Source organism: Streptomyces sp. NPDC053426 (assembly GCF_055585405.1).
This window is the reverse complement of the sequence record NZ_JBVJKE010000005.1, coordinates 35275-59973: the sequence shown is the minus strand read 5'-3', so window position 1 is coordinate 59973 and position 24699 is coordinate 35275. Positions and strand designations below refer to the sequence as shown.

25 protein-coding genes are annotated in these 24699 nt (G+C 72.0%); 12 read left to right on the top strand and 13 right to left on the bottom strand.

The genetic code is table 11. The annotated features are described in order from the left end of the window. Positions 1-278: 278 nt before the first annotated feature. Positions 279-1193 (bottom strand): 2-hydroxy-3-oxopropionate reductase, encoded by a 915-nt coding sequence (locus ACZ62B_RS12070; RefSeq protein WP_344556263.1) that lies wholly within the window; start codon positions 1191-1193, stop codon positions 279-281. 32 nt (positions 1194-1225) lie between these two features. Beyond that, entirely contained in the window at positions 1226-2047 is an 822-nt protein-coding gene (locus ACZ62B_RS12065; RefSeq protein ID WP_468889044.1) for a TIM barrel protein, read from the bottom strand. Positions 2048-2243: 196 nt separating this feature from the next. On the opposite strand from ACZ62B_RS12065, the gene ACZ62B_RS12060 reads away from it, so the two are divergent. Genes ACZ62B_RS12060 through ACZ62B_RS12050 form a run of 3 tightly spaced genes read left to right on the top strand, consistent with a single transcriptional unit; the run spans position 2244 to position 6942 of the window. Further along, the gene (locus ACZ62B_RS12060) at positions 2244-3050 is read left to right on the top strand and encodes a hypothetical protein (RefSeq protein WP_344556259.1); all 807 of its coding nucleotides are present in this window, start codon (positions 2244-2246) and stop codon (positions 3048-3050) included. Next, positions 3047-5308 carry a hypothetical protein gene (locus tag ACZ62B_RS12055; RefSeq protein WP_468720709.1) on the top strand — a complete coding sequence of 754 codons (2262 nt, stop codon included), beginning with the start codon at positions 3047-3049 and terminating at the stop codon, positions 5306-5308. Before ACZ62B_RS12060 ends, ACZ62B_RS12055 begins: the two co-directional genes overlap by 4 nt. Then, positions 5305-6942 (top strand): type 1 periplasmic-binding domain-containing protein, encoded by a 1638-nt coding sequence (locus ACZ62B_RS12050; protein WP_344556256.1) that lies wholly within the window; start codon positions 5305-5307, stop codon positions 6940-6942. The genes ACZ62B_RS12055 and ACZ62B_RS12050 overlap by 4 nt, the downstream gene beginning before the upstream one ends. Before the next feature lie 13 nt (positions 6943-6955). Here ACZ62B_RS12050 and ACZ62B_RS12045 read toward each other — a convergent pair whose 3' ends face one another. Continuing rightward, a complete protein-coding gene (locus tag ACZ62B_RS12045; RefSeq protein WP_469690094.1) occupies positions 6956-8917 on the bottom strand; it encodes a SpoIIE family protein phosphatase in 1962 nt (653 codons plus the stop codon). 309 nt (positions 8918-9226) lie between these two features. Here ACZ62B_RS12045 and ACZ62B_RS12040 point away from each other — a divergent pair, with 309 nt between their 5' ends. The 7 genes from ACZ62B_RS12040 to ACZ62B_RS12010 all read left to right on the top strand — a co-directional run bounded on the left by ACZ62B_RS12040 (position 9227) and on the right by ACZ62B_RS12010 (position 14893). Further along, positions 9227-9478, top strand: a complete 252-nt coding sequence (locus ACZ62B_RS12040; RefSeq protein ID WP_344556253.1) for a YkoF family thiamine-binding protein — start codon at positions 9227-9229, stop codon at positions 9476-9478. Then, on the top strand, positions 9475-9843 hold the full coding sequence (locus ACZ62B_RS12035; RefSeq protein WP_344556251.1) for a helix-turn-helix domain-containing protein: 369 nt from the start codon (positions 9475-9477) through the stop codon (positions 9841-9843). Before ACZ62B_RS12040 ends, ACZ62B_RS12035 begins: the two co-directional genes overlap by 4 nt. 132 nt (positions 9844-9975) lie before the next feature. Then, on the top strand, positions 9976-10491 hold the full coding sequence (uraD, locus tag ACZ62B_RS12030) for a 2-oxo-4-hydroxy-4-carboxy-5-ureidoimidazoline decarboxylase (protein ID WP_468889052.1): 516 nt from the start codon (positions 9976-9978) through the stop codon (positions 10489-10491). A gap of 6 nt (positions 10492-10497) precedes the next feature. Further along, on the top strand, positions 10498-10902 hold the full coding sequence (gene uraH, locus ACZ62B_RS12025) for a hydroxyisourate hydrolase (protein WP_344556247.1): 405 nt from the start codon (positions 10498-10500) through the stop codon (positions 10900-10902). Positions 10903-10909: 7 nt separating this feature from the next. Continuing rightward, positions 10910-11806, top strand: a complete 897-nt coding sequence (gene pucL, locus ACZ62B_RS12020) for a factor-independent urate hydroxylase (protein ID WP_344556245.1) — start codon at positions 10910-10912, stop codon at positions 11804-11806. Between the two features lie 111 nt (positions 11807-11917). Continuing rightward, the gene (locus tag ACZ62B_RS12015; protein WP_344556243.1) at positions 11918-13300 is read left to right on the top strand and encodes an 8-oxoguanine deaminase; all 1383 of its coding nucleotides are present in this window, start codon (positions 11918-11920) and stop codon (positions 13298-13300) included. A gap of 207 nt (positions 13301-13507) precedes the next feature. Beyond that, complete coding sequence (locus ACZ62B_RS12010; RefSeq protein ID WP_344556241.1) at positions 13508-14893, top strand: nucleobase:cation symporter-2 family protein; 1386 nt, start codon at positions 13508-13510, stop codon at positions 14891-14893. Positions 14894-15554: 661 nt separating this feature from the next. Here the strand turns inward: ACZ62B_RS12010 and ACZ62B_RS12005 are convergent. The 6 genes from ACZ62B_RS12005 to ACZ62B_RS11980 all read right to left on the bottom strand — a co-directional run bounded on the left by ACZ62B_RS12005 (position 15555) and on the right by ACZ62B_RS11980 (position 19571). Further along, a complete protein-coding gene (locus ACZ62B_RS12005) occupies positions 15555-16214 on the bottom strand; it encodes a peptidoglycan recognition protein family protein (RefSeq protein ID WP_468878972.1) in 660 nt (219 codons plus the stop codon). 88 nt (positions 16215-16302) lie between these two features. Then, positions 16303-17187 (bottom strand): lysozyme, encoded by an 885-nt coding sequence (locus ACZ62B_RS12000; protein WP_344556238.1) that lies wholly within the window; start codon positions 17185-17187, stop codon positions 16303-16305. A 228-nt stretch (positions 17188-17415) separates the two neighbouring features. Next, positions 17416-17838, bottom strand: coding sequence for an acyl-CoA thioesterase (locus ACZ62B_RS11995; protein ID WP_344556237.1), 423 nt, complete (start codon positions 17836-17838; stop codon positions 17416-17418). Positions 17839-17905: 67 nt separating this feature from the next. Beyond that, a complete protein-coding gene (locus tag ACZ62B_RS11990; protein WP_344556235.1) occupies positions 17906-18541 on the bottom strand; it encodes a hypothetical protein in 636 nt (211 codons plus the stop codon). Next, a complete protein-coding gene (locus ACZ62B_RS11985) occupies positions 18538-18744 on the bottom strand; it encodes a DUF397 domain-containing protein (RefSeq protein WP_469690383.1) in 207 nt (68 codons plus the stop codon). The genes ACZ62B_RS11990 and ACZ62B_RS11985 overlap by 4 nt, the downstream gene beginning before the upstream one ends. Then, the gene (locus tag ACZ62B_RS11980; protein ID WP_469690088.1) at positions 18744-19571 is read right to left on the bottom strand and encodes a helix-turn-helix domain-containing protein; all 828 of its coding nucleotides are present in this window, start codon (positions 19569-19571) and stop codon (positions 18744-18746) included. Before ACZ62B_RS11980 ends, ACZ62B_RS11985 begins: the two co-directional genes overlap by 1 nt. Positions 19572-19728: 157 nt before the next feature. On the opposite strand from ACZ62B_RS11980, the gene ACZ62B_RS11975 reads away from it, so the two are divergent. Then, positions 19729-20184, top strand: a complete 456-nt coding sequence (locus ACZ62B_RS11975) for an ATP-binding protein (RefSeq protein WP_468889061.1) — start codon at positions 19729-19731, stop codon at positions 20182-20184. Positions 20185-20193: 9 nt separating this feature from the next. Here ACZ62B_RS11975 and ACZ62B_RS11970 read toward each other — a convergent pair whose 3' ends face one another. Further along, positions 20194-20520 (bottom strand): hypothetical protein, encoded by a 327-nt coding sequence (locus ACZ62B_RS11970; protein ID WP_344556227.1) that lies wholly within the window; start codon positions 20518-20520, stop codon positions 20194-20196. Positions 20521-20563: 43 nt separating this feature from the next. Further along, the gene (locus ACZ62B_RS11965) at positions 20564-21772 is read right to left on the bottom strand and encodes a pyridoxal phosphate-dependent aminotransferase (RefSeq protein ID WP_344556225.1); all 1209 of its coding nucleotides are present in this window, start codon (positions 21770-21772) and stop codon (positions 20564-20566) included. A gap of 83 nt (positions 21773-21855) precedes the next feature. On the opposite strand from ACZ62B_RS11965, the gene ACZ62B_RS11960 reads away from it, so the two are divergent. Then, positions 21856-22482, top strand: coding sequence for a winged helix-turn-helix transcriptional regulator (locus tag ACZ62B_RS11960; RefSeq protein WP_468889063.1), 627 nt, complete (start codon positions 21856-21858; stop codon positions 22480-22482). 59 nt (positions 22483-22541) lie between these two features. Here ACZ62B_RS11960 and ACZ62B_RS11955 read toward each other — a convergent pair whose 3' ends face one another. Beyond that, complete coding sequence (locus ACZ62B_RS11955) at positions 22542-23342, bottom strand: hypothetical protein (protein ID WP_468878960.1); 801 nt, start codon at positions 23340-23342, stop codon at positions 22542-22544. Then, positions 23342-24616 carry a VWA domain-containing protein gene (locus ACZ62B_RS11950; RefSeq protein ID WP_344556219.1) on the bottom strand — a complete coding sequence of 425 codons (1275 nt, stop codon included), beginning with the start codon at positions 24614-24616 and terminating at the stop codon, positions 23342-23344. The genes ACZ62B_RS11955 and ACZ62B_RS11950 overlap by 1 nt, the downstream gene beginning before the upstream one ends. Between the last annotated feature and the right edge of the window lie 83 nt (positions 24617-24699).

Sequence of the window (24699 nt, the reverse complement as noted above, 5' to 3'; positions counted from 1 at the left end):
CAGGTCGAAGAAGGAGTCCCGCGGCCTTCACCACCGCACTGGCTCGCACGCCGCCGCGGTGCCCTCGCCCCGCCCGCGGTGTCCCGTACGGTCACCCCTCATCCGGGCCGTACGAGCTCTCCGCGGGCCGCGCGTACGGCCCCGACCTCCCGTCAGGGGCCGTACGCGAGTCGCTGTGCCTCATCGTGCTGGGTTCCGGGCGGCGCCGACGCCTTGGGTGCGACAGGACAGGTGTCGGCGCCGGCGCCGCCCGGAGGTCTGTGAGTGGCGCGGACCGGTCAGACCCGCGCGCCGGACAGCCGCTCGACCGCCCGCAGCAGCGCGGAGTGGTCCAGTCCGCCGTCGCCCTGCGCGCGCAGGCTCGCCACCAGCTGGGCGACCACGGCACCGACGGGCAGTGCCGCGCCGACGGCGCGGGCGGCGTCGGTGACGATGCCCATGTCCTTGTGGTGCAGGTCGATACGGAAGCCCGGCGCGAAGTCCCGGTTCAGGAAGTTGTCCTTCTTGCGGGTCAGCACGGTCGAGCCGGCCAGTCCGCCGTTCAGGACGTCGAGCGCCGCCGTCAGGTCCACGCCCGACTTCTCCAGGAAGACCACGGCCTCGGCGCACGCCTGGATGTTGACGGCGACGATGAGCTGGTTGGCGGCCTTCACGGTCTGCCCGGACCCGTGCGGACCGCACAGCACGATGGTCTTTCCGAGCGCCTCGAAGATCGGCTTCGCCTCCTCGAAGTCGGCCCGGTCGCCGCCGACCATGATGGACAGCACCGCCTCGACGGCGCCCGCCTCACCGCCCGACACGGGTGCGTCCAGCACCCGGATGCCTTTGTCCTTCGCGGCGGCGGCCAGGTCGACGGAGGTCCCCGGGGTGATCGAGGACATGTCGATCAGCAGGGCGCCGGGCCGGGCGTTCTCCAGGATGCCGTCGGGGCCGTACGCGATGGCCTCGACCTGCGGGGACGCGGGAACCATCGTGATGATCACGTCGGCGTCCCGCACCGCCTCGGCGACGGAGGAGGCGGCGGTGCCGCCGGCGGCGGCCAGCCGGTCCAGCTTCGCCTGCTCCAGCGTGTGGCCGGTGACGTCGTAGCCCGCCTTGATCAGGTTCTCGGACATGGGGGAGCCCATGATGCCGAGGCCGATCCAGGTGACCGCCGGGCGGGTCGGGCGGGAGGAAGGGGGAAGACCGTTCATGTGAGGGTGCCTCTCGGTGCAAGGGGATGTGGTCAGCGGGACAGCCAGCCGAAGGCCTCCGCGCTGGGACGCTCGCCGGGCTTGTACTCCAGGCCGACCCAGCCGTCGTAACCGGCCTCGCGCAGCCGGTCCAGCAGGTCCTCCAGCGGGAGCGAGCCGGTGCCGGGGGCGCCGCGGCCGGGGTTGTCGGCGATCTGCACATGACCGGTCCTCCCGGCGTACCGGTCGATCACCGCCGGCAGGTCCTCGCCGTTCATCGCCAGGTGGTACAGGTCCATCAGGAAGCGGGCGTTGCCCAGTCCCGTGGCCGCGTCGACCTTGTCGACGACCTCCACGGCGGCCGGCGCCGACACCAGCGGGTACAGCGGCGACTCGGGCTTGTTCAGCGCCTCGATCAGCAGGACCGCGCCGATCCGGTCGGCGGCCCGGGCCGCCAGGACGAGGTTCTCCAGGGCGAGCGCGTCCTGCTCGGCCGGGTCCACGCCGGCGACCCGGTTGCCGTACAGCGCGTTCAGGGCCGTACAGCCCAGGGACCCGGCGAAATCGGCGGCCACGTCGACGTTGGCGCGGAACCGCTCCGACTCCTCGCCGGGGACGGACAGCGCGCCCCGGTCGGGTCCGGGCAGTCGCCCGGCGTAGAAGTTCAGGCCCGTGAGCCGTACGCCCGCGTCCTGGACCGCCTTCCGCAGCGCGTCCAGCTCGGACCGCTCGGGGACGGGGGAGTCGACCCAGGGCCACCACAGCTCGACCGCGGTGAAGCCGGCCGCGGCGGCGGCCGCCGGGCGCTCCAGGAGCGGGAGTTCCGTGAAGAGGATCGACAGGTTGACGTTGAAGCGCTGCTCTGCGAATCCCATCGGGGTCGCGCTCCTTCCTGATGGACTTCCCAAGAATTTCGTATCGCGGAAGTTCATTTCTGCGTACTGGAAGATTGCCTGTGGCGGGGAAGGGCTGTCAAGGGGACGGCGGCCCGACGTCACATCCGACGTGTTTGACGTCACCGTTCTGGGAAGGCGAACGCCCATGGCTGGTCACGGGAGTTGGGGGACGGCGATGATCAGATCCAGGGCGGTGCCCACGAACGGGCTGTCACCGGTCTACGACGAGACGGGCGCCGCGTCCGCGAGGTTCCTGCTGTGGCTCCGCGAGGAGACGCGGGGAGCCGAGGGGCGCCGCGTGGCCGGCTCCGGCTACGCCCACCACGAGCGCTGCACCCTGGAACTGGTCGAGGACGTCGTGGAACGCCTGGCCGCGCTCGGCTGGATCACCGTCCACAACGACTCCGGCGCCGTGCCGCCCCTGGTCAGCCCGACCCCCGCGGGACTCGCCGAGGCACGCGTCTGGGACGAGGCGTACGCCGACCGCGAGACCCGGCGCCGCTACGCCAAGGCGGCCCTGTTCGCCTGGTGGGACCGGGCCGGGCAGTACCACGACGGGGGGTCCGGCGCGGAGGACTTCCTCTGGGCGCGGGAGGCCTTCTACTGCGGCCGGCAGCTCGCGCTCGAGGACCTGGAGCACGCCAGGGACCACCTCGGCCTGCCCGCCCCCGTGCACGTCGGCGTCATGGAACAGGGCGCCGGGGTGTTCCTCTCCTTCGAACAACTGGCCGCGCTGGTACGGGCGTCCCGCCCCGACCTGAGTGAGAGCGACAGCGAGGTACGGCAGGTGCGCGAACTCGCCGCCGCGCTGACGGACGCCTCGCGCGCCGGCACCGCACCCGACGCGGGCACCGTGGAACGTTTCCTGCGCACCAGCCGGGACCTCGTACAGGCCGGCTCCAGGTCCGTGGGCTCCATGAGCCGTGACATGGCCTCCGGCATCGTGACGGACATCATCGGCTCCATGCTGAGGCTCGGATGACCGGGCCCTTCGGTCCCGCCCCGACGGCGGACAACCAGATCCCGGAGGTGTACGCGCGCCAGCCCGTGCTGCGCCGGCTGGTGCCGCGACTGGTCGGCCTCGACCGCGACCACCACCGCAGACTGCCGCACCACGAGTTCGCCGACGACCTGCCGGTGGTGCTGCTCGGCGGACGGCACGGCACCGGCAAGAGCGCCATGCTCGACGACCTCCAGCAGGCCTACGCGCCCGGGACCGGCCCCTGGCCGGGGCCGCGCGTGCCGTTCGCGCGGATCAACTGCGCCGAACTGCAGGAGCGGGCCAGCGTCGGACCGGAGCTGTCCAACAACTCGTACGCGGTGGAGACGCTGGTCGAACTCGTCGCCCAGCTGTCCCGTCCGGTCGCCGGGTTCGGACGGCTGCGCTTCCCCCGTACCACAGCCGGCCTGCTCGCCGTGGTCTCCGCCCGGCGGCCGGGCAACGACGGCGAACTGCGGGTGGCCGACCGGCACGCGGCCACCCTGCTGGGCGTCCCCGCCGACGAGCGCCCCCGCCCCACCTGGGACACGCTCTTCCGCCCGGCGCTGCCCGCGCCTCCCGACGGCGCCTCCCCCGACCCCGCCGGATTCCCCGAGGCGGCCGTGCGGACCTTCCTCGGCGGTCAGCGCCGCCCCCTCACCGCCCGCCGGCTGGTGGCCTGGTACGAGACCCACCGCAGCGAGGCCGACAACCGGCTGCGCGGTCTGCCGCCGGGGGCGTCCGGACAGCCCCGCCCGGTGCCGGCCGCCGAGCGCGCCCCGTTCGTGGCCCGGCTGTGCCAGGAGTTCCACCAGGGCCGCGGCTTCCGGCGCGGTGTCGAGCGCATGCTGGTGGCCGCCTTCCTCGAAGACGCGCGCTACGGGCCCTTCCGCCGCGCCAACCGTGCCCCGCGCCCGCTGGTGCTCCTCGACAACGCGCACACCGACGCCGGCCGCGACTTCCTCGAACTGCTCCTGGAACAGCGGGCACGGTCCGGCCGGGGCGCCCGCGACCGGATCGTCGTCATCGCCACCGAACTGCACGGCGACGACAGCCCGGCCGGCCACGGCGACGCCCCCGACGGCGGGGACGTCCCCTACCCGGAGGCGGCGCGCCGCTCACTGCACGACATCGGTACCGACGCGATATGGACCCGCCAGAGCACCGCCCCCTCGGCCGGAGTGCTCCTCCTGCCGCTGCCGCCGCTGGAGTGCGAGCACCTGGAGCGGATGCTGCGCCGGGACGACCACGCCTCCTTCGACCCGTACATCGCCAACGCCCTGCACGATTTGACCCGGGGACACCCCATGGGCGCGCGCCGGCTGTGCGAGGCGGTGGTGGACCGGGCCCGCACCGAGGAGTGGGTGGCGGCCGGGGAACTGCTCGACCTGGTCCACCCCGGAGGGGCCGGCGAGTCCGTCGTCTGGCGGCTGCTCGACACCCTCGTCGGCAGCGAGAACCACGACGAGCTGTGCCTGTTCTCCCTGGCCTGGGACCGGGAGGCCGCCGAGCGACTGGCCGAGCGGTGGGTGCCGCGCCGGATCGACGGACTGCCCGCGGCCGACGGTGCCGCCGACCGGCTGGAACGGGAACGCTGGTCACGCGGACCGGGCAGCCGGCCCTTCATCACGGACCGTTTCCTGCGCGCCCTGCTGGTGCACCAGATGCGCAGCGGCCGGGGCGGCCGGGGCGTGGACTGGTCCGGCGCGCACGGGCTGCTCGCCGAGCACCACCGGCGGCGCGCCGAGGGCCGCTCGGGCCGCGCGGCGCGCGACGAGTGGTCCCGCTTCCTGTGGCACCGGCTGGCCGCCGGAGAGACACGGGAGGTCGTCGACCGGCTGCACGCCGAGTTCCTGCGGCAGGACGGCGACGCGCTCGACTGGCTGCACACCCTGCGCACCGTCGCCCACGCGCCACGCCCCCCGGGAGACGACTGGTTCGAGCGGTGCCAGGAGGTCGCCCGGGGACACCGGGACCTGCTCCAGCTCCGGGCCGACCCCGGCGCGGGCCTGGAGAAGCAGGCCGTCAACCGGCTGCTGCACGCCCTGTGGTACGCGGCGGACGAACTGGCCGAGGCGGACCGGCCCCTGGCCGACCGGATCGGCCAGGACCTGTCCTTCCTGTCCGCCCAGCACCTGACCGGCCGCGCGGTCCTCGCCCAGGCCGCCATCCACTGGCCCCGCTCGGTCAGGGACGGCGGGGACTGGCCCCTGGACGGCCGCCGGCAGGACGACCGGACGAGCGGGAGAGGGGCGCGATGAGGCTTTGGGACCGGCGGACCTGGAGCTGGCTGCCGGGGCGGCTCCGCTTCCGGGTGCTCGGCCTGGTCGACGCGGTGGCCCTGTGGACGCTGGTCGCCGCCCTGACCACGGCCGGGGCCTGGTGGGGACTGGACAGCTACCGGCAGCACCGCGACTACTGCGCCGGCGACCGGGAGCTGCGCAGGACCGGCCCCGACCGGGAGTGCGTCGGCGTCACGGCGGAGGCGTACCCCTTCGCCCCGGACCTCGCGGACGTACTCGGCCGGATCGAGGCGGAGAACGAGGCCGCGCGCGGATCGGGCAAGCCGGTGGTGAGCGTCGCCGTCGTCATGCCGTACACCTCGCGCGACCCCGGCGCGGCCATGTCGAAGGAGCTGATCCGGCACTCCCTCCAGGGCGCCCACGTCGCCCAGCGCGCCCACAACCACGGCCCCACCACCGGTGACACCGCCGTACAGCTGCTCTTCGCCAACGTCGGCGAGGACCTGAGCCACTGGCGTCCGGTGACCGACGCACTGGCCGCACGGCGCGGCGGCGAGGCCCCGGTCGTCGCCGCCATCGGCTTCCCCAACAGCGACGACGCCACGCTCGCCGCCGTCCGCGAGGGCCTCGGACCCGCGCGGATCCCGGCGGTCAGCGCCGTGCTCAGCTCCCGCGACATGGAGCACCCGTATCTGTTCAAGGTCTCCCCCTCCACCGACCAGTTCGTCGACGCGCTCCAGCGCTATGTGAGCGCGAACGAGGTGGACCGGAAGAACACCTTCATGATCGCCGACGACCGGAACGACAACTACGTCGCCAACCTGCGCCGCGTCTTCCGCCGGGAGTTCGGCGCACGGTACGGCATCACCCCCGACGAGGTGGAGCGGCGGACCGAGACCTACCAGGGCATCAAGGGGCCGGCGCGGGGCACCCCGCAGATCTTCCGGCGGGCGGTGTCCGCGATGTGCGCGGTCGACGCCCGCACCGTGTTCCTGGCCGGCCGCGACGCGGATCTGCCGCCCTTCCTGGAGACCATCGACCGCACCAGTTCCTGCGACCGCGGCCCGGACGACGAACCGCTGCGCATCCTGCGCGTCAGCACCGGCCGCGACCCCGTCACCGAGACCGCGGAGATGCGCCGGATCGCCGAACGGAACGACATCGAGATCGTCACCGCCGCCGCCGTGGACGCGCCACTCTGGCGGACCGGCGCCGACGGGCGGGCCCCCAGGGCCTTCGCGCGCTTCGTCGCGTCCTACGACCGGTACTTCCCCCAAGAGGGCCCGGACGCCCTCAACGACGGCTACGCCGTGATGTACCACGACGCGCTCACCGCCGTGGGCACCGCCGTGGCGGCGGCCCGGGACAGCGGCATCGACGCCGTGACCCACAACGACGTCTACGACGAACTGCGCCGCGGCAGCCCTCTGGAGCACTGCGCCGCCGGCTGCGTACCGGGCGCGAGCGGCGTCTTCACGTTCGCCGACGAGAGCTTCGGCGCGGACGAGGGCGGCGCGGCGGAGCGCGCGGCGGGCCTGTGGCCGGTCTGCAAGCCGGTCCCCGTGGTGACCTTCCCGAAGGAACGCCGCGACAGGTCACCGCTCTACCGCACCTACCAGGAACCGGGGGAGAGCACCTGCCCACGGCCCTGAACGGCCGGCCGCCTCACCCTCCCGCACCGTCGGCCGGCGTCGGCGGGTCGGGAAGCCGTACGGTCCCGGGGCCGGCCGCGTGATCGCGGACGAGGTCCTCGGGCGGGTCCGTGGGGGAGTCGTCCTGGAACTCCTTCCGGACGCCGGACGTGGGGTCCCGCACCGGGGGGTTCAACTGGACCGACCCGGGGGCGGCCCGGTTCGGGGCGGCGGGACTGTACGGGGACTGCGGGGGCGGTGGCGGCCCGCTGTCCCCGGGGGCACCCGCGCCGGCCGGGGGCAGCCGCAGGGCGAGCAGGGCGACGTCGTCGCCGCTCGGGTCGATGCGGGCCAGCAGATCGTCGCAGAAGCGGTCCACGGTGCGCCCGGTCAGCATGGACGCGTGGTGCCGGAGCTTGGCCATGCCGAGGTCGATCGGGCGACCACGGCTCTCCACGAGGCCGTCGGTGTAGAGCAGCAGGGTGGACTCGGGGGGAAGGTCCACGTGCGCGTCCGGCCACTCCAGCTCCAGGTGCAGGGCGGCGTTCAGACCGATCAGCGGGCCGCGGCTGGTCAGGAAGCGGGTGTCTCCCGCATCGGTGACCAGGAGCGGGGGCGGATGCCCGGCGTTGGCCCAGTGCAGCCGCCAGGGGCCGCCCTCCGGTCCTTCGACACGGGCGAGGACGAGCGTGGCCATGGGGGCGTCACTGGTGTTCGTCACCGCCTCGTCCAGACAGTGCATGATCAGGCTGGGGGGCTTCTGGTGGTCCCAGGCCAGGGCACGCAGCATGTTGCGCACCTCGGCCATGTGGGAGGCCGCCTCGAGGTCGTGGCCGACCACGTCCCCGATCACCAGCGCCATGACGCCGTCGGCGAGCAGGAAGGCGTCGTACCAGTCGCCGCCGATCTCCATGGCGCGCTGCGCCGGCAGATAGCGGGCGGCCATGCGCAGGTGGTCGACCTGGGGCAGTGGGGCGAGCAGTTGGCGCTGCATGGTCTCGGCGACGTTCCGCTGCTCGTGGTAGAGGCGGGTGTTGTCCAGGACCAGGGCCAGGCGCCGGCCGATGTCGGTGAGCAGCACGATCTCGCTGTCCATGAGGGCGGGGGAGTCACCGGCGCGGGCCACGGTCAGCATCCCGTAGTGGCGCCGCCGGGCGCGGAGCGGCACCACGACGGCCGAGTGGCCCCCGAGCCGCTCGAACAGCGGTCCGTGGGTGGCGGCGAGCGGGGCGTCCGGGGCGCCGAGCAACTCGGCGGCGTCCAGCCGCACGGGATCGTCGCCGCCGGTGGTGCGCGCCACCGGCGGGCGGGACCTGGAAGGAAGGGGCGGCAGCGGGCCCTCCAGCCGTCGCGTCCGCCGGGGATGGGCGTGACTGCGCACGGCGACCCGCTCCAGCGCCCCGCCGGCTCCGTCCCGCTCGGAGCGCAGGTCCACCGCGGCCCAGTCGCCGAGGGCGGGAACCAGCAACCGCAGCAACTGGGGGATCCGGCCGGAGGTGGCCACGGTGGACATCAGCACCGACGAGACGTCCGCCACCAGGTTCAGCCTGGTGGTCATGGCTTCCAGGGCCGCGGTGTACGCGGCCATCCGCTCCTCCGCGTCGCGGTGCAGACTGAAGTCGTTGAAGACGATCACCAGCCCGGCCGGGCGGCCCGCCAGCACCAGAGGAGTGGCCGCCCAGATGATCGGCACGGTCGTGCCGTCGGCCCGCAGGAAGTACTCCTCGCTGCCCTCCACGGCGGACCGGCCCTTGCCCAGGGCCGACACGATCGAGCACTGGTCACGCGGTACCGGGCCGCCGTCGGGACGGCGGTGCAGCAGGTCGTGCGCGTCCTCGCCGATCAGCCGGGCCGCGGACAGGCCCAGCAGCCGCTCGGTGTACGGGTTGGCGGAGGTGATGCGCCCCGAGGTGTCGACGGTGAGGACGCCGGTGCCCAGGTCCCGCAGGACCGCCTGCGGGAAATCCGGCTCCAGGGCCTCGTCGGGCGTGCTCATGGCCTCTCCCTGGTCGTGCGGACGGTCGTCCGATGGGCGTCCACGGCGATCACCGGTCCTCCGAAGCTGTTCCGCACCGGGTACCCAGCCGTCGTGAACCGTTCGGCCCGGGCGCGGCCGATGTGCTTGTCCGCGAGGGGTGTCCCGCGGTGCGGGCGGCGGCCCGCGGTACCCGCGCATCTCCGCCGATCGCCGCGGGGGAGTCCGTTAAAGTCGTGCCGGAGTGACGGGGGAGTGTGCCCCGGATGTGCCCTCTCGGTCGGAGGACTGAGAGAACGCGCAGGTCAGAGCCGATGCCATGGGGGCACAATGCGATTGAGAGTGGAGTTCACGACCGAGCCCTTCGACCTCGACGAGGCGCCCGCGCACGCGGTGGTCGCGCGGGAGGTCGTCGAGGCGGCCGAGCTGGACGCGGTGGACGTCGGACCGTTCGGCAACACCGCCGAGGGCGGCGCCGACGCGGTGCTCGGCGCCGTGGACGCGATGCTGCGCGGGGCGCTGACGGCCGGCGCCACCCGGATCTCGCTCCAGGTCAACGTCGTCGAGGAGGACGGCCGGTGACCGGCACCGGTGACGAGGCCTTCATCGCGGCGGTGAAACCGCTGGTCGACGCCATGGGCGGCGAGATGGTCCCGCCGGACGAGGCCGGAACCGACGACGTGGTGCTCTCCTGGGAGAACGCCGCCGTCGTCGCCGTACGGCTGCCGCAGCTCGCGGACTCCCTCGACCACATCCTCGCGGCGCTGGAGCGCGGGAAGGGCAGGCCGCTCGCGGACCTGGACCGCAGGACGAAGCAGGAGATCGTGCGCGGTCTGGAGGCGCGCGGGGCCTTCGCCGTGCGGCACGGCGTGGAGACCGTGGCGAGCGCGCTGGGGGTCAGCCGCTTCACCGTCTACAACTACCTCAACCGCGAGAAGGGCACCTGAACCTCCCGGACGACGGGCACTCCTCTTTCTGACGCCGAATTTTCAACAAACTGTTGACGTGTTGTTCGTGACGGCGTTCACTGTCGGCACGCCCGTTCGACACGAAGGCCGCTCGCGGCCACGGAGGCTTCCGTGACGTCGACTTTCCCACCTCCGGGCCTGGCCCGTTTCAACGCCCTGGAGGAGCACGCGGCCCTCGCCGTACTCCACGAGGCCTGTGCCTCCACGGCATGGGCCCGGCGACTGCTCGCCGCCCGCCCGTACCCCGCCGCCGACGACCTGTACACCGCCAGTGACGCCGCCACGGCCGGCCTGACCACGGCCGACCTGGAAGAGGCGATGGCCGGGCACCCGCCGATCGGCCGCCCGAAACCGGGGGACCCGACCTCCACCCGGGAACAGAGCGGCATGGCCGGCGCCCCGGAGGCGCTGAAGGCCGAGATGCTCGAACTGAACCTGGCCTACCAGGAGAGGTTCGGCCATGTCTTCCTCATCTGCGCCACCGGCCGGACCGGCGAGCAGATGCGCGACGCCCTCCGGGAACGCCTCGGCAACGCGCCGGAGCGGGAACGCGAGATCGTCCGCACCGAACTGGGGAAGATCAACCGCATCCGGCTGGCCCGTCTCGTCGAAGCCGAAGAGGACTGAACCCACATGAGCACCGACACCACCGCCTCCGTGTCCACGCACATCCTGGACACCAGCGCCGGCCGCCCCGCCGAGGGCGTCGCCGTCCGTCTCGCCGCCCGCTCGGGACGGGACGCGGACTGGCGGGCGCTCGGCGGCTCCGCGACCGACGCGGACGGGCGGTGCAAGGACCTGCCGGCCCTGCCGGAGGGAACCACCCACGTACGGCTCGACTTCGAGGTCGAGGCGTACTTCGAACCATCAGCGAGGAACCCAGCCGAGGCACAGCAGGACGCCCCCGCGCACCGGGACAGCGGCACCGGAGTGTTCTTCCCGGAGGTGGCGATCACGTTCGCCGTCGTACCGGGCGAGCACTACCACGTACCGCTGCTGCTCAACCCGTTCGGCTACTCCGTTTACCGAGGGAGCTAGCAGACACATGCCTACGATTCTTGGCCAGAACCAGTACGGCAAAGCAGAGAACCGAGTCGTCAGGATCACGCGGGACGGCACCACCCACCACATCAAGGACCTGAACGTCTCCGTCGCCCTGTCCGGCGACATGGACGAGGTCCACTACTCCGGCTCCAACGCCAACGTCCTGCCGACCGACACCACCAAGAACACGGTGTACGCGTTCGCCAAGGAGCACGGCATCGAGTCCGCCGAGCAGTTCGGCATCCACCTCGCCCGCCACTTCGTCACCTCGCAGGAGCCCATACACCGGGCGCGCATCCGCATCGAGGAGTACTCCTGGGAGCGGATCGAGGCGGCGGGCGAGGGCAGGCACTCCTTCGTCCGCGAGGGCCGGGAGACCAGGCTCGCCCAGATCACCTTCGACGGGGAGAGGTGGGAGGTCGTCTCCGGCCTGAAGGACCTGACGGTGCTCAACTCCACCGCCTCCGAGTTCTGGGGCTACGTCAAGGACAGGTACACGACGCTCAAGGAGGCCTACGACCGTATCCTCGCCACCTCGGTCTCCGGCCGCTGGCGGTTCAACTGGACCGACGACGCGCAGGAGATGCCCGACTGGGAGACGTCGTACGAGGAGACCAGGAAGCACATGCTCCAGGCCTTCGCCGAGACCTACTCCCTGTCCCTGCAGCAGACGATGTACCAGATGGGCACGCGGATCATCGACCACCGCGGCGAGATCGACGAGGTCCGCTTCTCCCTCCCCAACAGCCACCACTTCCTGGTGGACATGGAGCCGTTCGGCCTCAAGAACGACAACGAGGTGTACTTCGCCGCCGACCGCCCCTACGGCCTGATCGAGGCCACCGTCCTGCGGGACGGCTGCGAGGCGCGGATACCGGTGGACCTCACCAACCTGTAAGCCCGCAACCCCCTTTCGGCACCCGCGGCCGGACGGTCCGCCGACCGGCCGCGGCACTCAAACCTCCAGGGTCCTGCCGTGCCCTCTCCACGTACGCGAAAAGGACGAACCATGGCAGCAGACCACCGGCGTACCGTCATCGAGAACTGCGCGATCGCGACCGTCGACGCGAAGGACACGGAGTACGCCTCCGGTCACCTCGTCCTCGCCGGCAACCGTATCGAGTCGCTCGGCACGGGCACGGCCCCCGAGGGCCTGGAGAACGTCGTACGGCGGATCGACGCCACCGGGCACCTCGCGACTCCCGGCCTGGTCAACACCCACCACCACTTCTACCAGTGGATCACCCGGGGCCTGGCCACCGACCACAACCTCTTCGACTGGCTGGTCGCCCTCTACCCGACCTGGGCGCGCATCGACGAGCCGATGGTGCGTGCGGCGGCCCGGGGCTCGCTCGCGATGATGGCCCGCGGCGGCGTCACCACCGCCATGGACCACCACTACGTCTTCCCGCGGGGCACCGGCGACCTGTCGGGCGCCATCATCGGGGCCGCCCGTGACATGGGCGTGCGCTTCACCCTCGCCCGCGGCTCGATGGACCGCGGCGAGAAGGACGGCGGACTGCCCCCGGACTTCGCCGTCGAGACCCTCGACGACGCGCTCGCCGCCACCGAGGAGACGGTACGACGGCACCACGACGCCTCCTCCGACGCGATGACGCAGGTCGCCGTCGCCCCCTGCTCCCCCTTCTCCGTCTCCACCGAACTGCTGCGGGAAGGGGCCGAGTTGGCCCGGCGGCTCGGCGTACGCCTGCACACGCACGGCTCGGAGACCGTCGAGGAGGAGAAGTTCTGCCACGAGCTGTTCGGCATGGGCCCGACCGACTACTTCGAGTCGACCGGCTGGCTCGGCGAGGACGTCTGGATGGCGCACTGCGTCCACATGAACGACTCCGACATCGCCGCCTTCGCCCGTACGGGGACGGGCGTCGCCCACTGCCCCTCCTCCAACGCCCGTCTCGCGGCCGGCATCGCCCGCGTCCCCGACATGCTCGCGGCCGGCGTCCCGGTCGGCCTGGGCGTGGACGGCACCGCCTCCAACGAGTCCGGCGAACTCCACACCGAACTGCGCAACGCCCTCCTCGTCAACCGCCTCGGCGCCCACCGCGAGGCCGCCCTGAACGCCCGGCAGGCGCTGCGCCTCGGCACGTACGGCGGAGCCCGAGTGCTGGGCCGCGCGGGGGAGACCGGCTCCCTGGAGCCGGGCAAGCTCGCCGACCTGGTGCTGTGGCGGATGGACACCCTCGCGCACGCCTCCATCGCCGACCCGGTGACCGCGCTGGTCCTCGGCGCGGCGGCCCCGGTCACCGCGTCCTTCGTGAACGGCCGGCAGATCGTGGAGAACGGCCGTCTGCTCACGGCCGACGAGGACGAGATCGCCCGCTCCACCCGTACGGAGGCGCAGCGGCTGGCGCGGATCGCCGCGCAGGGCTGAGCCCCGTCGAAGTCTCCGGCCGGGAGGGACGGCTCCCGGCCGGTGTCCGCGGACGCCCATCGGGGTCCGCGGCGGCCGTCTCCGGGGCGTGTACGTCCCGGAGACGGCCACCCACCTCCCCCCGTCCCCGGTCCCGCACGACCACCCGCACCACCTCCTTGACACCCGCGTCAGAGCCGACGTGTACCCGACCGGAGGAGAGCCGCAGTGGCCGACCACCCCGTTGACGAGAAACTCCCCGCACTCAAGATGGCGACGACCGGCCTGCAGCACGTGGCCGCCATGTACGCGGGAGTCGTCGCCCCACCCCTGATCGTCGGCGCGGCCATCGGTCTCACCGGCACCGAACTCACCTTCCTCACCGGCGCCTGCCTGTTCACCGCGGGCCTCGCCACCCTCCTGCAGACCCTCGGCGTCTGGAAGATCGGCGCCCGGCTGCCCTTCGTCAACGGCGTCACCTTCGCCGGTGTCGCCCCGATGACCGCGATCGTCGTCTCCACCGACGACAAGAACGACGCCCTGCCGGTCATCTTCGGCGCGGTGATCGTCGCCGGCCTCCTCGGCTTCCTCGCGGCACCGTTCTTCAGCAAGGCGGTCCGCTTCTTCCCGCCGGTCGTCACCGGCACGGTCATCACGCTCATAGGTGTCTCGCTGCTGCCCGTGGCCTTCGGCTGGGCCCAGGGACCCAGCCCCTCGGCCGACGACTTCGGTTCGGCGACCAACCTGGGCCTGGCCGCCGCAACCCTCGTGATCGTCCTCCTCCTGCGCCGCTTCACCAGCGGCTTCGTCAAGCAGATCGCCGTGCTCCTCGGCCTGGTGGCCGGCACCCTTCTCGCGATCCCGTTCGGGGTCACCGACTTCTCCCCGGTGGCGGACGCGGACGTCGTCGGTTTCCCGACCCCGTTCCACTTCGGCGCACCGCAGTTCCAGCTCGCCGCGATCGTCTCGCTGTGCGTGGTGATGGTGGTGTCGATGACCGAGTCGACCGCCGACATGCTGGCGCTGGGCGAGATCGTCGACCGCCCGGCCGACGAGAAGACCATCGCGGCCGGCCTGCGCGCCGACACCCTCGGCTCCGCCCTCAGCCCGCTGTTCAACGGCTTCATGTGCAGCGCCTTCGCCCAGAACATCGGCCTGGTCGCGATGACGAGGATCCGCAGCCGGTACGTCGTCGCCACCGGCGGAGGCTTCCTCATCCTGATGGGGCTGTGCCCGGTGGCCGCCTCGCTGATCGCCGTCGTACCGCGCCCGGTGCTCGGCGGCGCGGGCGTGGTCCTGTTCGGCTCGGTCGCGGCGAGCGGCATCCAGACCCTGGTCCGGGCCGGCCTGGAGAAGGACAACAACGTCCTGATCGTGGCCGTCTCGCTGGCCGTGGGCATCATCCCGATCAGCGCGCCGGAGTTCTACCACTCCGCCCCGGAGACGGCCCGGATCATCCTGGACTCCGGCATCTCCACGGGCTGCGTGGTGGCGGTCCTCCTGAACTTCGTCTTCAACCACCTCGGCAACGGCCGCCGCGAGGCCACCGACGTCACCCATCCGATGGAGCCGGGCGAGGAGCTCACGGGAGTGAAGGCCCCGGCCACTCCATGAGGTTGGCGAACAGCTCGGCCTGCTCGATCGCGTCGTCGAGGGCGATGGGGGTGCCCCCGGTTCGAGCGGAGCCGAGAACTGGGGGAGGGTGTGCCGGCGCCGGGACAGCAGCTCGCGCGGCATGGTGCCCTTCGCCACCGCCCGCAGCGGCAGCCCCGCCTTGGTGGCGTACAGGGTCTTCATGTCCAGACAGCCCGAGTGCCCGAAGGGACTGGAACCGGTGAAGCGGATCAGGTACCAGTACAGGAACGTCCAGTCGTACGACGCCGGGTAACCGCACATCACCGGCTGGGCGCCCGCCCCCACTTCACGCACCCAGTCGGTGAACTCCCGCATCGCCCGGACCGGTTCGGCGCCCTCGGCACCGAGCCGGTCCCGGTCGAGACCGCTCACCGCCAGCGCCTCGGGCACGAACTCCTCGCTGATCGGCCGCAGTTCCCGGTAGAACGTCCGCTCCTCGGGGTCGGCCGCCCGGAATCCCCCGGCGTCCTGCGTCCCGGCCACCGAGGCGCCCAGGCTCAGCATGGAGTACGGCCCGGGGATGGGCCCGTCGGCCTCGATGTCGACGGAGACGTAGAGGCTGGGTCTGACGCGTCGTGGAGCCATGGGACGCAAGGATCGCAGGCCGGGGCGCGCTCCCGCATCCGAAATCCGCCGCCGGTCAGGCCGCCCGCGCCGCCGCCACCTCCTCCCGCAGCCGGGGCAGCATGTCGTGGTACACCCCCGGGCACAGCGTCTCGCCGTAGTCCTTGTGGCCGTAGAGCCGCGCGGAGGGGATGCCGTACCGCTCACACACGTACGCGCACAGGACCACCAGGACCTCCCACTGCGCGTCGGGCGGTACCGCGCCCGCGTGGTACGCGCCCTCGCACGCGATGCCGATGGCCTGGTTGTTCTGCCCGGAGGTGTGGGAGCCGAGCACGAAGTTCCGGCCTCCGGTGAGCGCCTGGAGGCTGCCGTGCCGGCCCTCGGTGATCCAGCCGCCCCGGCTGACCAGGAAGTGGTAGCCGGTGTCGACCCAGCCGTTCTTGTCCAGGTGCAGGTCCTGCACCCAGTGGGCGTGCGCGTGCGCCTGGGCGCGGGAGAAGTCGGAGGTGTTGGCGCTCACCGTGTGGTGGACGACGATCCTGCTCGGCCGGTACTGCAGGACGCTGATGTTCCCCTGCGGGGAACGGGCGTCCCAGGCCGCTGTGGAGTCGATGTCCGGCTCGACGGCCCCGGCGTCGCGCGCCCGCGCGGTGCCCGGTACGGCGGTGGCGGCGGCCAGTCCGGCCGCACCGGCGAGCAGGAGACGGCGCCGGAGGGCGTTCTCGGGATGCACGATCACTCCTCGGGGACGGAGGCGGGGTGGGGGGGAGGTGCAGGAGCCGGCGGCGGACGGCCCGCCGGCTCCACCGCGTGATCGCGCGTCAGGTGTTGTTGGCGAGCGCCAGCAGCCGGTCGCGGGAGCCGTTGAACTGGTTGCGGTCCACGTTGCCGGAGACACCGCTGACCGAACCGGTGCTGGTGTACTGCCACACCGTCCAGGTGGGGAATCCGCTCGGGATGGTCGGCGACGACGCCGAGGTCCAGTGCGCCACCCACAGCGGGCTCTTGCTGTACATGCCGGTCCAGTTGCCGGTGCAGGTGTTCCACCAGCTCGCCGTCGTGTAGATGACGACGTCACGGCTCGTGCGCGACTTGTACGTGTTGTAGAAGTCGTTGATCCAGCTGCGCATCTGCGTGGTGGACAGGCCGTAGCACATCGCCCCGTACGGGTTGTGCTCGATGTCCAGGACGCCGGGCAGGGTCAGGTTGTCGCGCGACCAGCCGCCGCCGTTGTTGACGAAGTAGTTCGCCTGGGTGGCGCCGCTGGAGACATTGGGACGCGCGAAGTGGTACGCGCCCCGGATCACGCCGGCGCGGTAGGCGGCGGGATAGTTGGTGTTGAAGCTCGGGTCCTTGTAGGTGGTGCCCTCGGTCGCCTTCATCCAGGCGAACTGGATGCCGGCGCCCCGTACCGAGGTCCAGTTGATGGAGCCCTGCCAGTGCGAGACGTCGATGCCCTGGACGCCGCCGGTCGGGGCGAGGGCGCCCAGCGACGGGGCGCCGGCCGGGCCGCCCTGGTGGACGCGGGTGCCCACGCCCATGTACGCCTCGCCGGGTTCCACGTGGACACGGTCCCGGTCGGGCTGGGGTGCGGCGGTGGCGCCGCCCGCGGTGGTGGCCGTCAGCGCGAGTGCGGCGCCGAGGACGCCGAGCGCCGTGGCGATCCGTCTGCGGGGACCGGCTAAGGGACGGGGGACAGAGAACATGGGGACTGCCTCCTGACACATGTGGGGATGAGCGAAGGAGGTGACGTCGGCCGCTGCCACCTGGGCAGATCTGTTCCGTTTGGCGTGCGCGCGTCATTAGTTACGCACGTAGATTCCGGGCCTGTAAAGAGCGTCCGTTCCTCTCTGGTGGTCTGGTCCACTGTAGGAGCGAATGGCCTGGAAACTTGGTAACCGGGCGGCGGAAACTTTCAGAACGTGAAACCCCGGCTACAGTCCGAACAGGGCCGGGTCCTTCGCCAGGTCCCGGAAGACGTCCTGCGGATTCGGCACGAGCTTGCGCCGCTTGAGGTCCATCAGCCCGCCGACCGCCGTGATCTCGGCCGCCACGGTGCCGTCGGCCTTGGTGATCGTCTGCTCGATGGTGAAGACCTTGCCGCCGCTCCAGGTGAAGGCGCAGCTCACGTCGGCCTCGTCACCGGCGAGCAGTTCACGCTTGTAGCGGATGGTGGTCTCCAGCGCGACCGGTCCCACACCCTGGGAGATGAGCCCGGACTGGCTGATCCCCGCCTCCTGGAGCAGCGACCAGCGCGCGTGCTCCGCGTAGTTGAGGTAGACGGCCTGGTTGAGGTGGCCCTGGACGTCGGTCTCGTATCCGCGCACGGTCACCCGTACGGAGAACGGCTCGCTCACGGTGTCTGTCCCCTTCACGCCTGCTCGGCCGAGTTCGTTGCCCGACCCACCGATCTTGGCACGCCCCTCACACCCGGCGCGGGGAGGCCAGCAGATAGCGCGCCCGCGTCCTCGGCTCCGTGTACTCCCCGACCTGCCAGCCGGCCCCCTCCAGCGTGGCCGCGCAGGCCCGCAGCGCCGCGCCGTCCGGCTCGTACACGGCGACCGCCTCCGGCTGCGGGGTCTCCCGCACGCGGTAACCGCCCTCACCGTCGGTGGCCGGCCGGTGCCCGGCGGCCTCCAGGGCCAGCGCGGCGGCCTGCACCAGATGCGAACGCTCCCAGCCGCACGGCCGGTCGGTCGCCCCGTCGGGATTGGTCATCCGGCGCAGCTCCAGCATCCCCTGCCAGGCACCGCGCACCTCCCGGAGCCGGGCGGGACCCGACTCCGGCGCGGGATGCTCGCCACCGACCCGCGCGGCGAACACCCCGGTCGCGGCCGGTGCCTCCACCGGCTCGGGCGCAGCCTCCGTCTCCGTCTCCGCCTCACGTGCCCGATGCCCCGCCGGGGTCAGGAAGTGATCGTGCGGCGGCCTCGGATGCCGGAAGGCGAGCCCGCGCTTCACCAGCGCGGCGAGCTGTGCCGGCGTACCCCTCAGTCGTCCCGTGTCGGGATCGGCGGCGTCGACGACGCGGCGCTGCGCGGCGGTGAGCGGTCGGGTCATCGGCGTCCGGAGGCGTACGGGAGGAAGGCGGCCCACTGCTGCGGGGCGAAGGTGAGGCGGGGGCCCTGTATGTGCTTCGAGTCGCGGACGTGGATGGTTTCGGGGGTGAGGGCGACCTCGACGCACTCGGGGCCGTCAGCGGTGCTGTAGCTGCTCTTGAACCACTCCAGTGGGCGGCCGTGCTCCGTGGAGGGGTTGGTCATCATGTCTCTCCCAACACTTTCTCGATGAAGGCGAGCGACTCACGAGGGGTGAGAGCCTGGGCTCGGATGGCGCCGTAGCGGACCTCGCAGATCTGGATCTCCTTGACGTGCGAGATCAGCCGACTCGTGAGCTGCACTTCGTTGTGAGCCACCGTAACCCCCTCCTTGAGCCGCAGGAGTTGGAATGATCCGTCGATACCGGCGTGGTCCTCGCGGTCGGTGGGCATCACCTGGATCTCCACGTTCCGCCGGTGACCGACCTCCAACAGGTGTTCGAGCTGCTTGCGCATCACCATTCTGCCCCCGAGCGGACGGCGCAACGTCACCTCTTCCTGGACGAAGTTGAAGACCGGCGCGGGCTGCTGATCGAAGATCTTCTGGCGTGCCAGGCGTCCCTCGACGAGCTCGTCCACCTGTTCTTCGGAGAAAGGAGGACGTCTCATGACGTAGAGATTTCTCGCGTACTCCTCGGTCTGGAGCAGGCCGTGTACGACTGAGTTGGCGTAGGCGCACAGCTCGACCGCCTCCGACTCCAGTTTCGCGTGGTCCCGTACCTTCTTGGGGAACCGGGCCTTCGCCACATCGTTCTTCAGTCCCGAGATCAACCCGCCCGCTTCGAGTACCCGGTCCGCCGCCTCCAGGAACTCCTCCGCCGGAGCCCTGCGTCCGCGCTCGACGGACGACACCTGCTCCTCGCTGTACCTGATGGCCGTGGCGAGACCGGCCTGGGTCATGCCTTCCCGCTCCCGGCACATCTTGATCACCCTGCCGACGGTCCGCAGGACGGCCGCCGACTCCTCGTCCGCGCCGTAAGGTTCCACACTCATGTCCCCGCACCTCCATGTGCCACCCGTGCCCAACTCGCCGCCGGTGCGGGGTGTCACGCGTCGCGACCCGGACAGACCCGGACAGCATCCGCACGGTGACCCTGCGTACCGGCATCATCACTGTGCAGAGTAGAGTCGACCGGCCACGCTGAGTGACATGAACGTCGATATCGCCCCGACCACCGGACACACGGGTCCCGCCCGCCACTTCAGCATCCGGCTCTCGGCCACCGCCCGGGGCGCACGCCTGGCCCGCCACCTGTCGGCCGAGCAGATCGCCTCCTGGGGCTGGCCGTACGACAGTGAGGCCAACCGCACGGCGTCCCTGCTGGTGGCCGAACTCGCCGCGAACGCGGCGGTGCACGGGCGGGTGACGGGCCGTGACTTCAGGCTCCGCCTGACGCTCCACCCGGAGGACGCCACGCTCCGCATCGAACTCACCGACGCCCGCCCGGACCGCCGCCCACCGGCACCCGGCACACTGCGACCCGCCGTATCCGACACGGAGTCCGGCCGCGGCCTCCTCCTCGTCGAGGCACTGGCGTCCCACTGGGGAACGACCGGCGGGGACCCGTACACCAAGACGGTGTGGTGCGAGGTCGCCCTGCGCTGAGCGGTGCCGCTAGCCCATGAACTCCGGCTGCTGATAGGGCGTCCACCAGCTCAGCAGCCCCCAGATGCCGAGCCCGAGCGCGCCCACGGCGAACGCGGCCGCGAGCCACGGGCGGCGCGATGTGCGCAGGACGAGCAGCCAGGCGGCGAGCGGGACGAGCGCGCCGCCCGCGGCGATGAGGGGGAGGTCGACGTAGAGGACGCTCAGGTCCCGGTGCATGCCCTCGAAGCCGCCGTGGATGCTGACCCGCGCCTTCGGCGCCCAGGCGAGCACCGCCGCGACGGCCCCCACGGCCGCCAGGAGGATGCCCGCACAGCCCTGTTTCTCTTCTTGCATACCTTGATCGGACGCGATCGTTCCGTCGGTGGTTCCTGGTCCCTTACTGCCGGTATCCGCTCAGGAAGCGCCCGATCCGGCCGATCGCCGCCTCCAGATCCTCCGCGTGGGGGAGGGTGAGGATGCGGAAGTGGTCGGGGGAGGGCCAGTTGAAGCCGGTGCCCTGGACGACCTGGATCTTCTCCCGCAGGAGCAGGTCGAGGACGAACTTCTCGTCGTCGTGGATCTTGTGCACGGACGGGTCGATGCGCGGGAACGCGTACAGCGCGCCCTTCGGCTTCACGCAGCTCACACCGGGGATCTCGTTCAGCTTCTCCCAGGCCACGTCCCGCTGTTCGCGCAGCCGGCCGCCCGGTGCGGTCAGTTCGCGGATGGACTGCCGGCCGCCGAGCGCGGCCTGGATGGCGTACTGGGCGGGCGCGTTGGCGCACAAACGCATGGAGGCCAGCATGGTCAGGCCCTCCAGGTAGTCCTTCGCGTGCTGCTTGGGGCCGGTGACCACCAGCCAGCCGGAGCGGAAGCCCGCCACGCGGTAGGTCTTGGACAGGCCGCAGAAGGTGAGGACGACCAGGTCGGGGGCGAGCGCGGCGGCCGAGTGGTGCACGGCGTCGTCGTAGAGGATCTGGTCGTAGATCTCGTCGGCGAGGACCATCAGGCCGTGGCGGCGGGCCAGGTCGAGGATGCCCTCGACGATCTCCTTCGGGTAGACCGCGCCCGTGGGGTTGTTGGGGTTGATGACGACCACGGCCTTGGTGCGGTCCGTGATCTTCGCCGCCATGTCGTCCAGGTCCGGGTACCAGTCGGCCTGTTCGTCGCACAGGTAGTGGACCGCCTTGCCGCCCGCGAGGTTCGTCACCGCGGTCCACAGGGGGAAGTCCGGCGCCGGGATGAGGACTTCGTCGCCGTCCTCCAGCAGGGCCTGTACGGCCATCGAGATCAGCTCGGAGACGCCGTTGCCGAGGAAGACGTCGTCGACGTCGACCTCCAGGCCCAGGGTCTGGTAGCGCTGGGCCACCGCGCGGCGGGCGGAGAGGATGCCCCGTGAGTCGGTGTAGCCGTGTGCCCGGGGGAGCATCCGGATCATGTCCTGGACGATCTCCTCCGGCGCCTCGAAACCGAACAGGGCCGGGTTGCCGGTGTTCAGGCGCAGCACGCTGTGCCCCGCCTCCTCCAGCGCGTTGGCGTGCTCGATCACCGGACCGCGGATCTCGTAACAGACCTCGCTGAGCTTGCTCGACTGCCGGAACTCCATGCGCCGCTTCCCCTCACGTGGTGTTGCTTGGTTTTACCAAGTTGGAGCTTGGAAAGTCCAACAACATGTCTAGACTGCGTCGCATGTCACCTCGCCGAAGCTACGACCAGTACTGTTCCGCCGCCCGCGCGCTCGACGTCGTCGGCGACCGCTGGACCCTGCTGATCGTCCGGGAGCTCCTCGCAGGGCCGCGCCGCTACACCGACCTGCACGCGGACCTGCCCGGCGTCAGCACGGACGTACTGGCCTCCCGGCTCAAGGACATGGAGCGCGACGGCCTGACCACCCGCCGCCGGCTGCCCCCGCCCGGAGCGGCGTACGTGTACGAACTCACCCCGCGCGGGGGCGCGTTGCTGCCCGTGCTCCAGTCCCTCGGCGCCTGGGGCGAGGCCGAACTGGGCGAGCGGCGCCCCACGGACGCGGTCCGCGCCCACTGGTTCGCGCTGCCCCTGCTGCGCGCCCTGGAGGGCGAGGGCCTCGTCGAGGTCCGCCTGGACGAGGGCAGGTTCCACCTGCACGTCGGCGCCGAGGACGGTCCCGTGTACGGCGACGGCCCCGCCCCCGGGGAACCCGACGCCCTGCTCTCCCTGGACACCGCCACCTGTACGGCGATCAGCCGCGGCGAACTGGCCCTGGCCGACGCGGTCCGCGCGGGACGGGTCGGGGTGACGGGCGAGGGCACGCTCGCCAAGGCCCTGCGGGAGACGTGAAACGCGCGACGAAAGGCGGAAGGCCCGCACGGGGGCGGGCCTTCCGGAAGGACGTCACGTCACGCGGTCGGTGGCACTCCGGGCGGACGCCCGGACCCCCGCGTCAGCCGGTAGCCGGCGACACCCGCCAGGGCGGCCAGCACACCGCCCGCCGCCGTCCATGCCCAGCGGTCGGACCACCAGCCGGAGGTCCAGCCGTCCTCGGGCTCCAGATCGGCCAGCACCGCCGGGTCGTCGTCCTCCTCCTTCGACCCGTCGCGCGTCGCGATGCCCGGCACCAGCGGTTCGGACAGCGCGCCGTCCACGGCCGCCGCGCCGCCCATGTCCTTGGACCCGACCCGCAGTTCGGCGTTCACCGGCTGGCCCAGGTCGGCCGTGGACAGCCGCAGCGCCGTGAGGCGGACGTAGTACGTGCCCGGCAGCGGGTCGTTCGCCCACGGCTCCGACCAGGCGCGGACCGTGCGCAGCACGCACTCCAGCTCCACGGAGGGCGTGTCCGTCCCGGCGGTGCGGGTCTGCGCGCCGTACTGGCAGGCCTGGCGGCGGCGCAGACCGTCGTACACGTCGATCTGCCAGGTCTCGGCCGCGTGGCTCTCCGGCAGCTTCACCGTCGCGTGGACGGTGGGGCGCTGACCGGCGTCCGCCGGGAACGACCAGTACAGGTAGTCGCCCGTGGAGGCGCGCGCGGTGGCGGTCTGCCCCTGCTCGACCTCCGTCGCCGTACGGAACGAGGTGCCCGCGCGGGTGGGCGCCCCGTCGTCGTCGGACGCGCCGGGGGAGGGGGAGGAGTCGGCCGCGGCGGGGGCGGCGGCCAGTCCGAGGGTCAGGAGGGCGGCACTCAGTACCCGTACGGCGCGCATCAGTTGGTCCTCCAGACGGCGACCCGCCAGCGTGACAGCCAGCCCCAGACGAGACCGGCGAGGAAACCGGTGAGGATCAGCGCGCCGAGCAGCCACCAGCCCCGGCCGAGACCGAAGGAGGCCACGTCGTCCGACCCGTCCGGGCCGTCCACGACGTCGACCGTCAGCTCCAGCGGGAGACCGGGCGTGGTCTTCACCCCGGAGTCCGCCGAGAAGGAGTTGGTCACCACCAGGCACACGACCTCGGCCGCGGGCTTGTCGCTGTCGTCGTCGTCCCGCTCGGGCTTCGGGTAGCGCAGCCCGGTGGACAGCACGTCCGTACGGCCGTTGCCGGTCGCCTCGCCGCGCACGATCTCCCGGTCGTGCACCGTGACGGCCCGCAGCAGCACGCCGTGGTCCGGGCGCACGGCGCGGTCCGCCGCCACGCTCACCGAGGCGCGCAGCTCCTGGCCGGCGAGCAGTTCCACGCGGTACCAGCGCTGCCGGCCGAACTCCTCACGGTCGGTGTAGAGGCCGGACTCGAGCGTCGGAGCCTTGGCGCACGAGCCGGCGCCCTCGGTGGCCACCGGCGTCACCACCGGCTCGGCCGCGCGGTCCACCAGCTCGTTCACCCGGTCGGTGAGCTCGTCCTGGTGCTCGACCGAGGTGTACGTCCCGCCGGTCGCCTCGGCGATGCAGCTGAGCTGCCTGCTCAGCTTGGCGTTCGGCACCAGGCCCAGCGTGTCGATGGTCAGACCGATGCCCCTGGCCGCGATCTCCCGGGCCACCTCGCACGGGTCGAGCGGGGCGCAGGTGTCCTCGCCGTCGCTGATCAGCACGATCCGCTTGGAGCCGGTGCCGCCCTCGAGGTCGTCGGCCGCCTTCAGCAGGGCGGGGCCGATCGGGGTCCAGCCGGTCGGGGCGAGGGTGGCCACCGCCGTCTTCGCCTCGGTGCGGTCCAGCGGGCCGACCGGGTAGAGCTGCGCGGTGTCCTTGCAGCCCTCCTTGCGGTCGTCGCCGGGGTAGTTCGCGCCGAGCGTGCGGATGCCCAGCTCCACCTCCTCCGGCGTGGCGTCCAGCACCTCGTTGAACGCCTGCTTCGCCGCCGCCATCCGGGACTGGCCGTCGATGTCCTTGGCCCGCATCGAGCCGCTCACATCGAGGACCAGGTTGACCTTGGGGGCGTCCTGACCCGTGGGTTCACCGGCGGCCGCCCCGGCCGGGAAGGCGAGCCCGGCCGTCAGTGCGGCGAGCAGGGCACAGGCGCCTGCCACCGGCCGTTTTCTTCTGATCATCGGCGGATCCTATTGATCAGGAGCGCCGCGCTCCAAAACGAGGTGCCACAGGGGTCCGTAACGGGGCGTCACAGGGACTCGTA

Excerpts from the sequence above, each read along its gene's own strand:
- ACZ62B_RS12070 (WP_344556263.1), bottom strand. The coding sequence starts at position 1,193 with ATGAACGGTCTTCCCCCTTCCTCCCGCCCGACCCGCCCGGCGGTCACC.
- ACZ62B_RS12065 (WP_468889044.1), bottom strand. The coding sequence starts at position 2,047 with ATGGGATTCGCAGAGCAGCGCTTCAACGTCAACCTGTCGATCCTCTTC.
- ACZ62B_RS12060 (WP_344556259.1), top strand. The coding sequence starts at position 2,244 with ATGATCAGATCCAGGGCGGTGCCCACGAACGGGCTGTCACCGGTCTAC.
- ACZ62B_RS12055 (WP_468720709.1), top strand. The coding sequence starts at position 3,047 with ATGACCGGGCCCTTCGGTCCCGCCCCGACGGCGGACAACCAGATCCCG.
- ACZ62B_RS12050 (WP_344556256.1), top strand. The coding sequence starts at position 5,305 with ATGAGGCTTTGGGACCGGCGGACCTGGAGCTGGCTGCCGGGGCGGCTC.
- ACZ62B_RS12045 (WP_469690094.1), bottom strand. The coding sequence starts at position 8,917 with ATGAGCACGCCCGACGAGGCCCTGGAGCCGGATTTCCCGCAGGCGGTC.
- ACZ62B_RS12040 (WP_344556253.1), top strand. The coding sequence starts at position 9,227 with ATGCGATTGAGAGTGGAGTTCACGACCGAGCCCTTCGACCTCGACGAG.
- uraH (WP_344556247.1), top strand. The coding sequence starts at position 10,498 with ATGAGCACCGACACCACCGCCTCCGTGTCCACGCACATCCTGGACACC.
- pucL (WP_344556245.1), top strand. The coding sequence starts at position 10,910 with ATGCCTACGATTCTTGGCCAGAACCAGTACGGCAAAGCAGAGAACCGA.
- ACZ62B_RS12015 (WP_344556243.1), top strand. The coding sequence starts at position 11,918 with ATGGCAGCAGACCACCGGCGTACCGTCATCGAGAACTGCGCGATCGCG.
- ACZ62B_RS12000 (WP_344556238.1), bottom strand. The coding sequence starts at position 17,187 with ATGTTCTCTGTCCCCCGTCCCTTAGCCGGTCCCCGCAGACGGATCGCC.
- ACZ62B_RS11990 (WP_344556235.1), bottom strand. The coding sequence starts at position 18,541 with ATGACCCGACCGCTCACCGCCGCGCAGCGCCGCGTCGTCGACGCCGCC.
- ACZ62B_RS11985 (WP_469690383.1), bottom strand. The coding sequence starts at position 18,744 with ATGACCAACCCCTCCACGGAGCACGGCCGCCCACTGGAGTGGTTCAAG.
- ACZ62B_RS11980 (WP_469690088.1), bottom strand. The coding sequence starts at position 19,571 with ATGAGTGTGGAACCTTACGGCGCGGACGAGGAGTCGGCGGCCGTCCTG.
- ACZ62B_RS11975 (WP_468889061.1), top strand. The coding sequence starts at position 19,729 with ATGAACGTCGATATCGCCCCGACCACCGGACACACGGGTCCCGCCCGC.
- ACZ62B_RS11970 (WP_344556227.1), bottom strand. The coding sequence starts at position 20,520 with ATGCAAGAAGAGAAACAGGGCTGTGCGGGCATCCTCCTGGCGGCCGTG.
- ACZ62B_RS11965 (WP_344556225.1), bottom strand. The coding sequence starts at position 21,772 with ATGGAGTTCCGGCAGTCGAGCAAGCTCAGCGAGGTCTGTTACGAGATC.
- ACZ62B_RS11960 (WP_468889063.1), top strand. The coding sequence starts at position 21,856 with ATGTCACCTCGCCGAAGCTACGACCAGTACTGTTCCGCCGCCCGCGCG.
- ACZ62B_RS11955 (WP_468878960.1), bottom strand. The coding sequence starts at position 23,342 with ATGCGCGCCGTACGGGTACTGAGTGCCGCCCTCCTGACCCTCGGACTG.
- ACZ62B_RS11950 (WP_344556219.1), bottom strand. The coding sequence starts at position 24,616 with ATGATCAGAAGAAAACGGCCGGTGGCAGGCGCCTGTGCCCTGCTCGCC.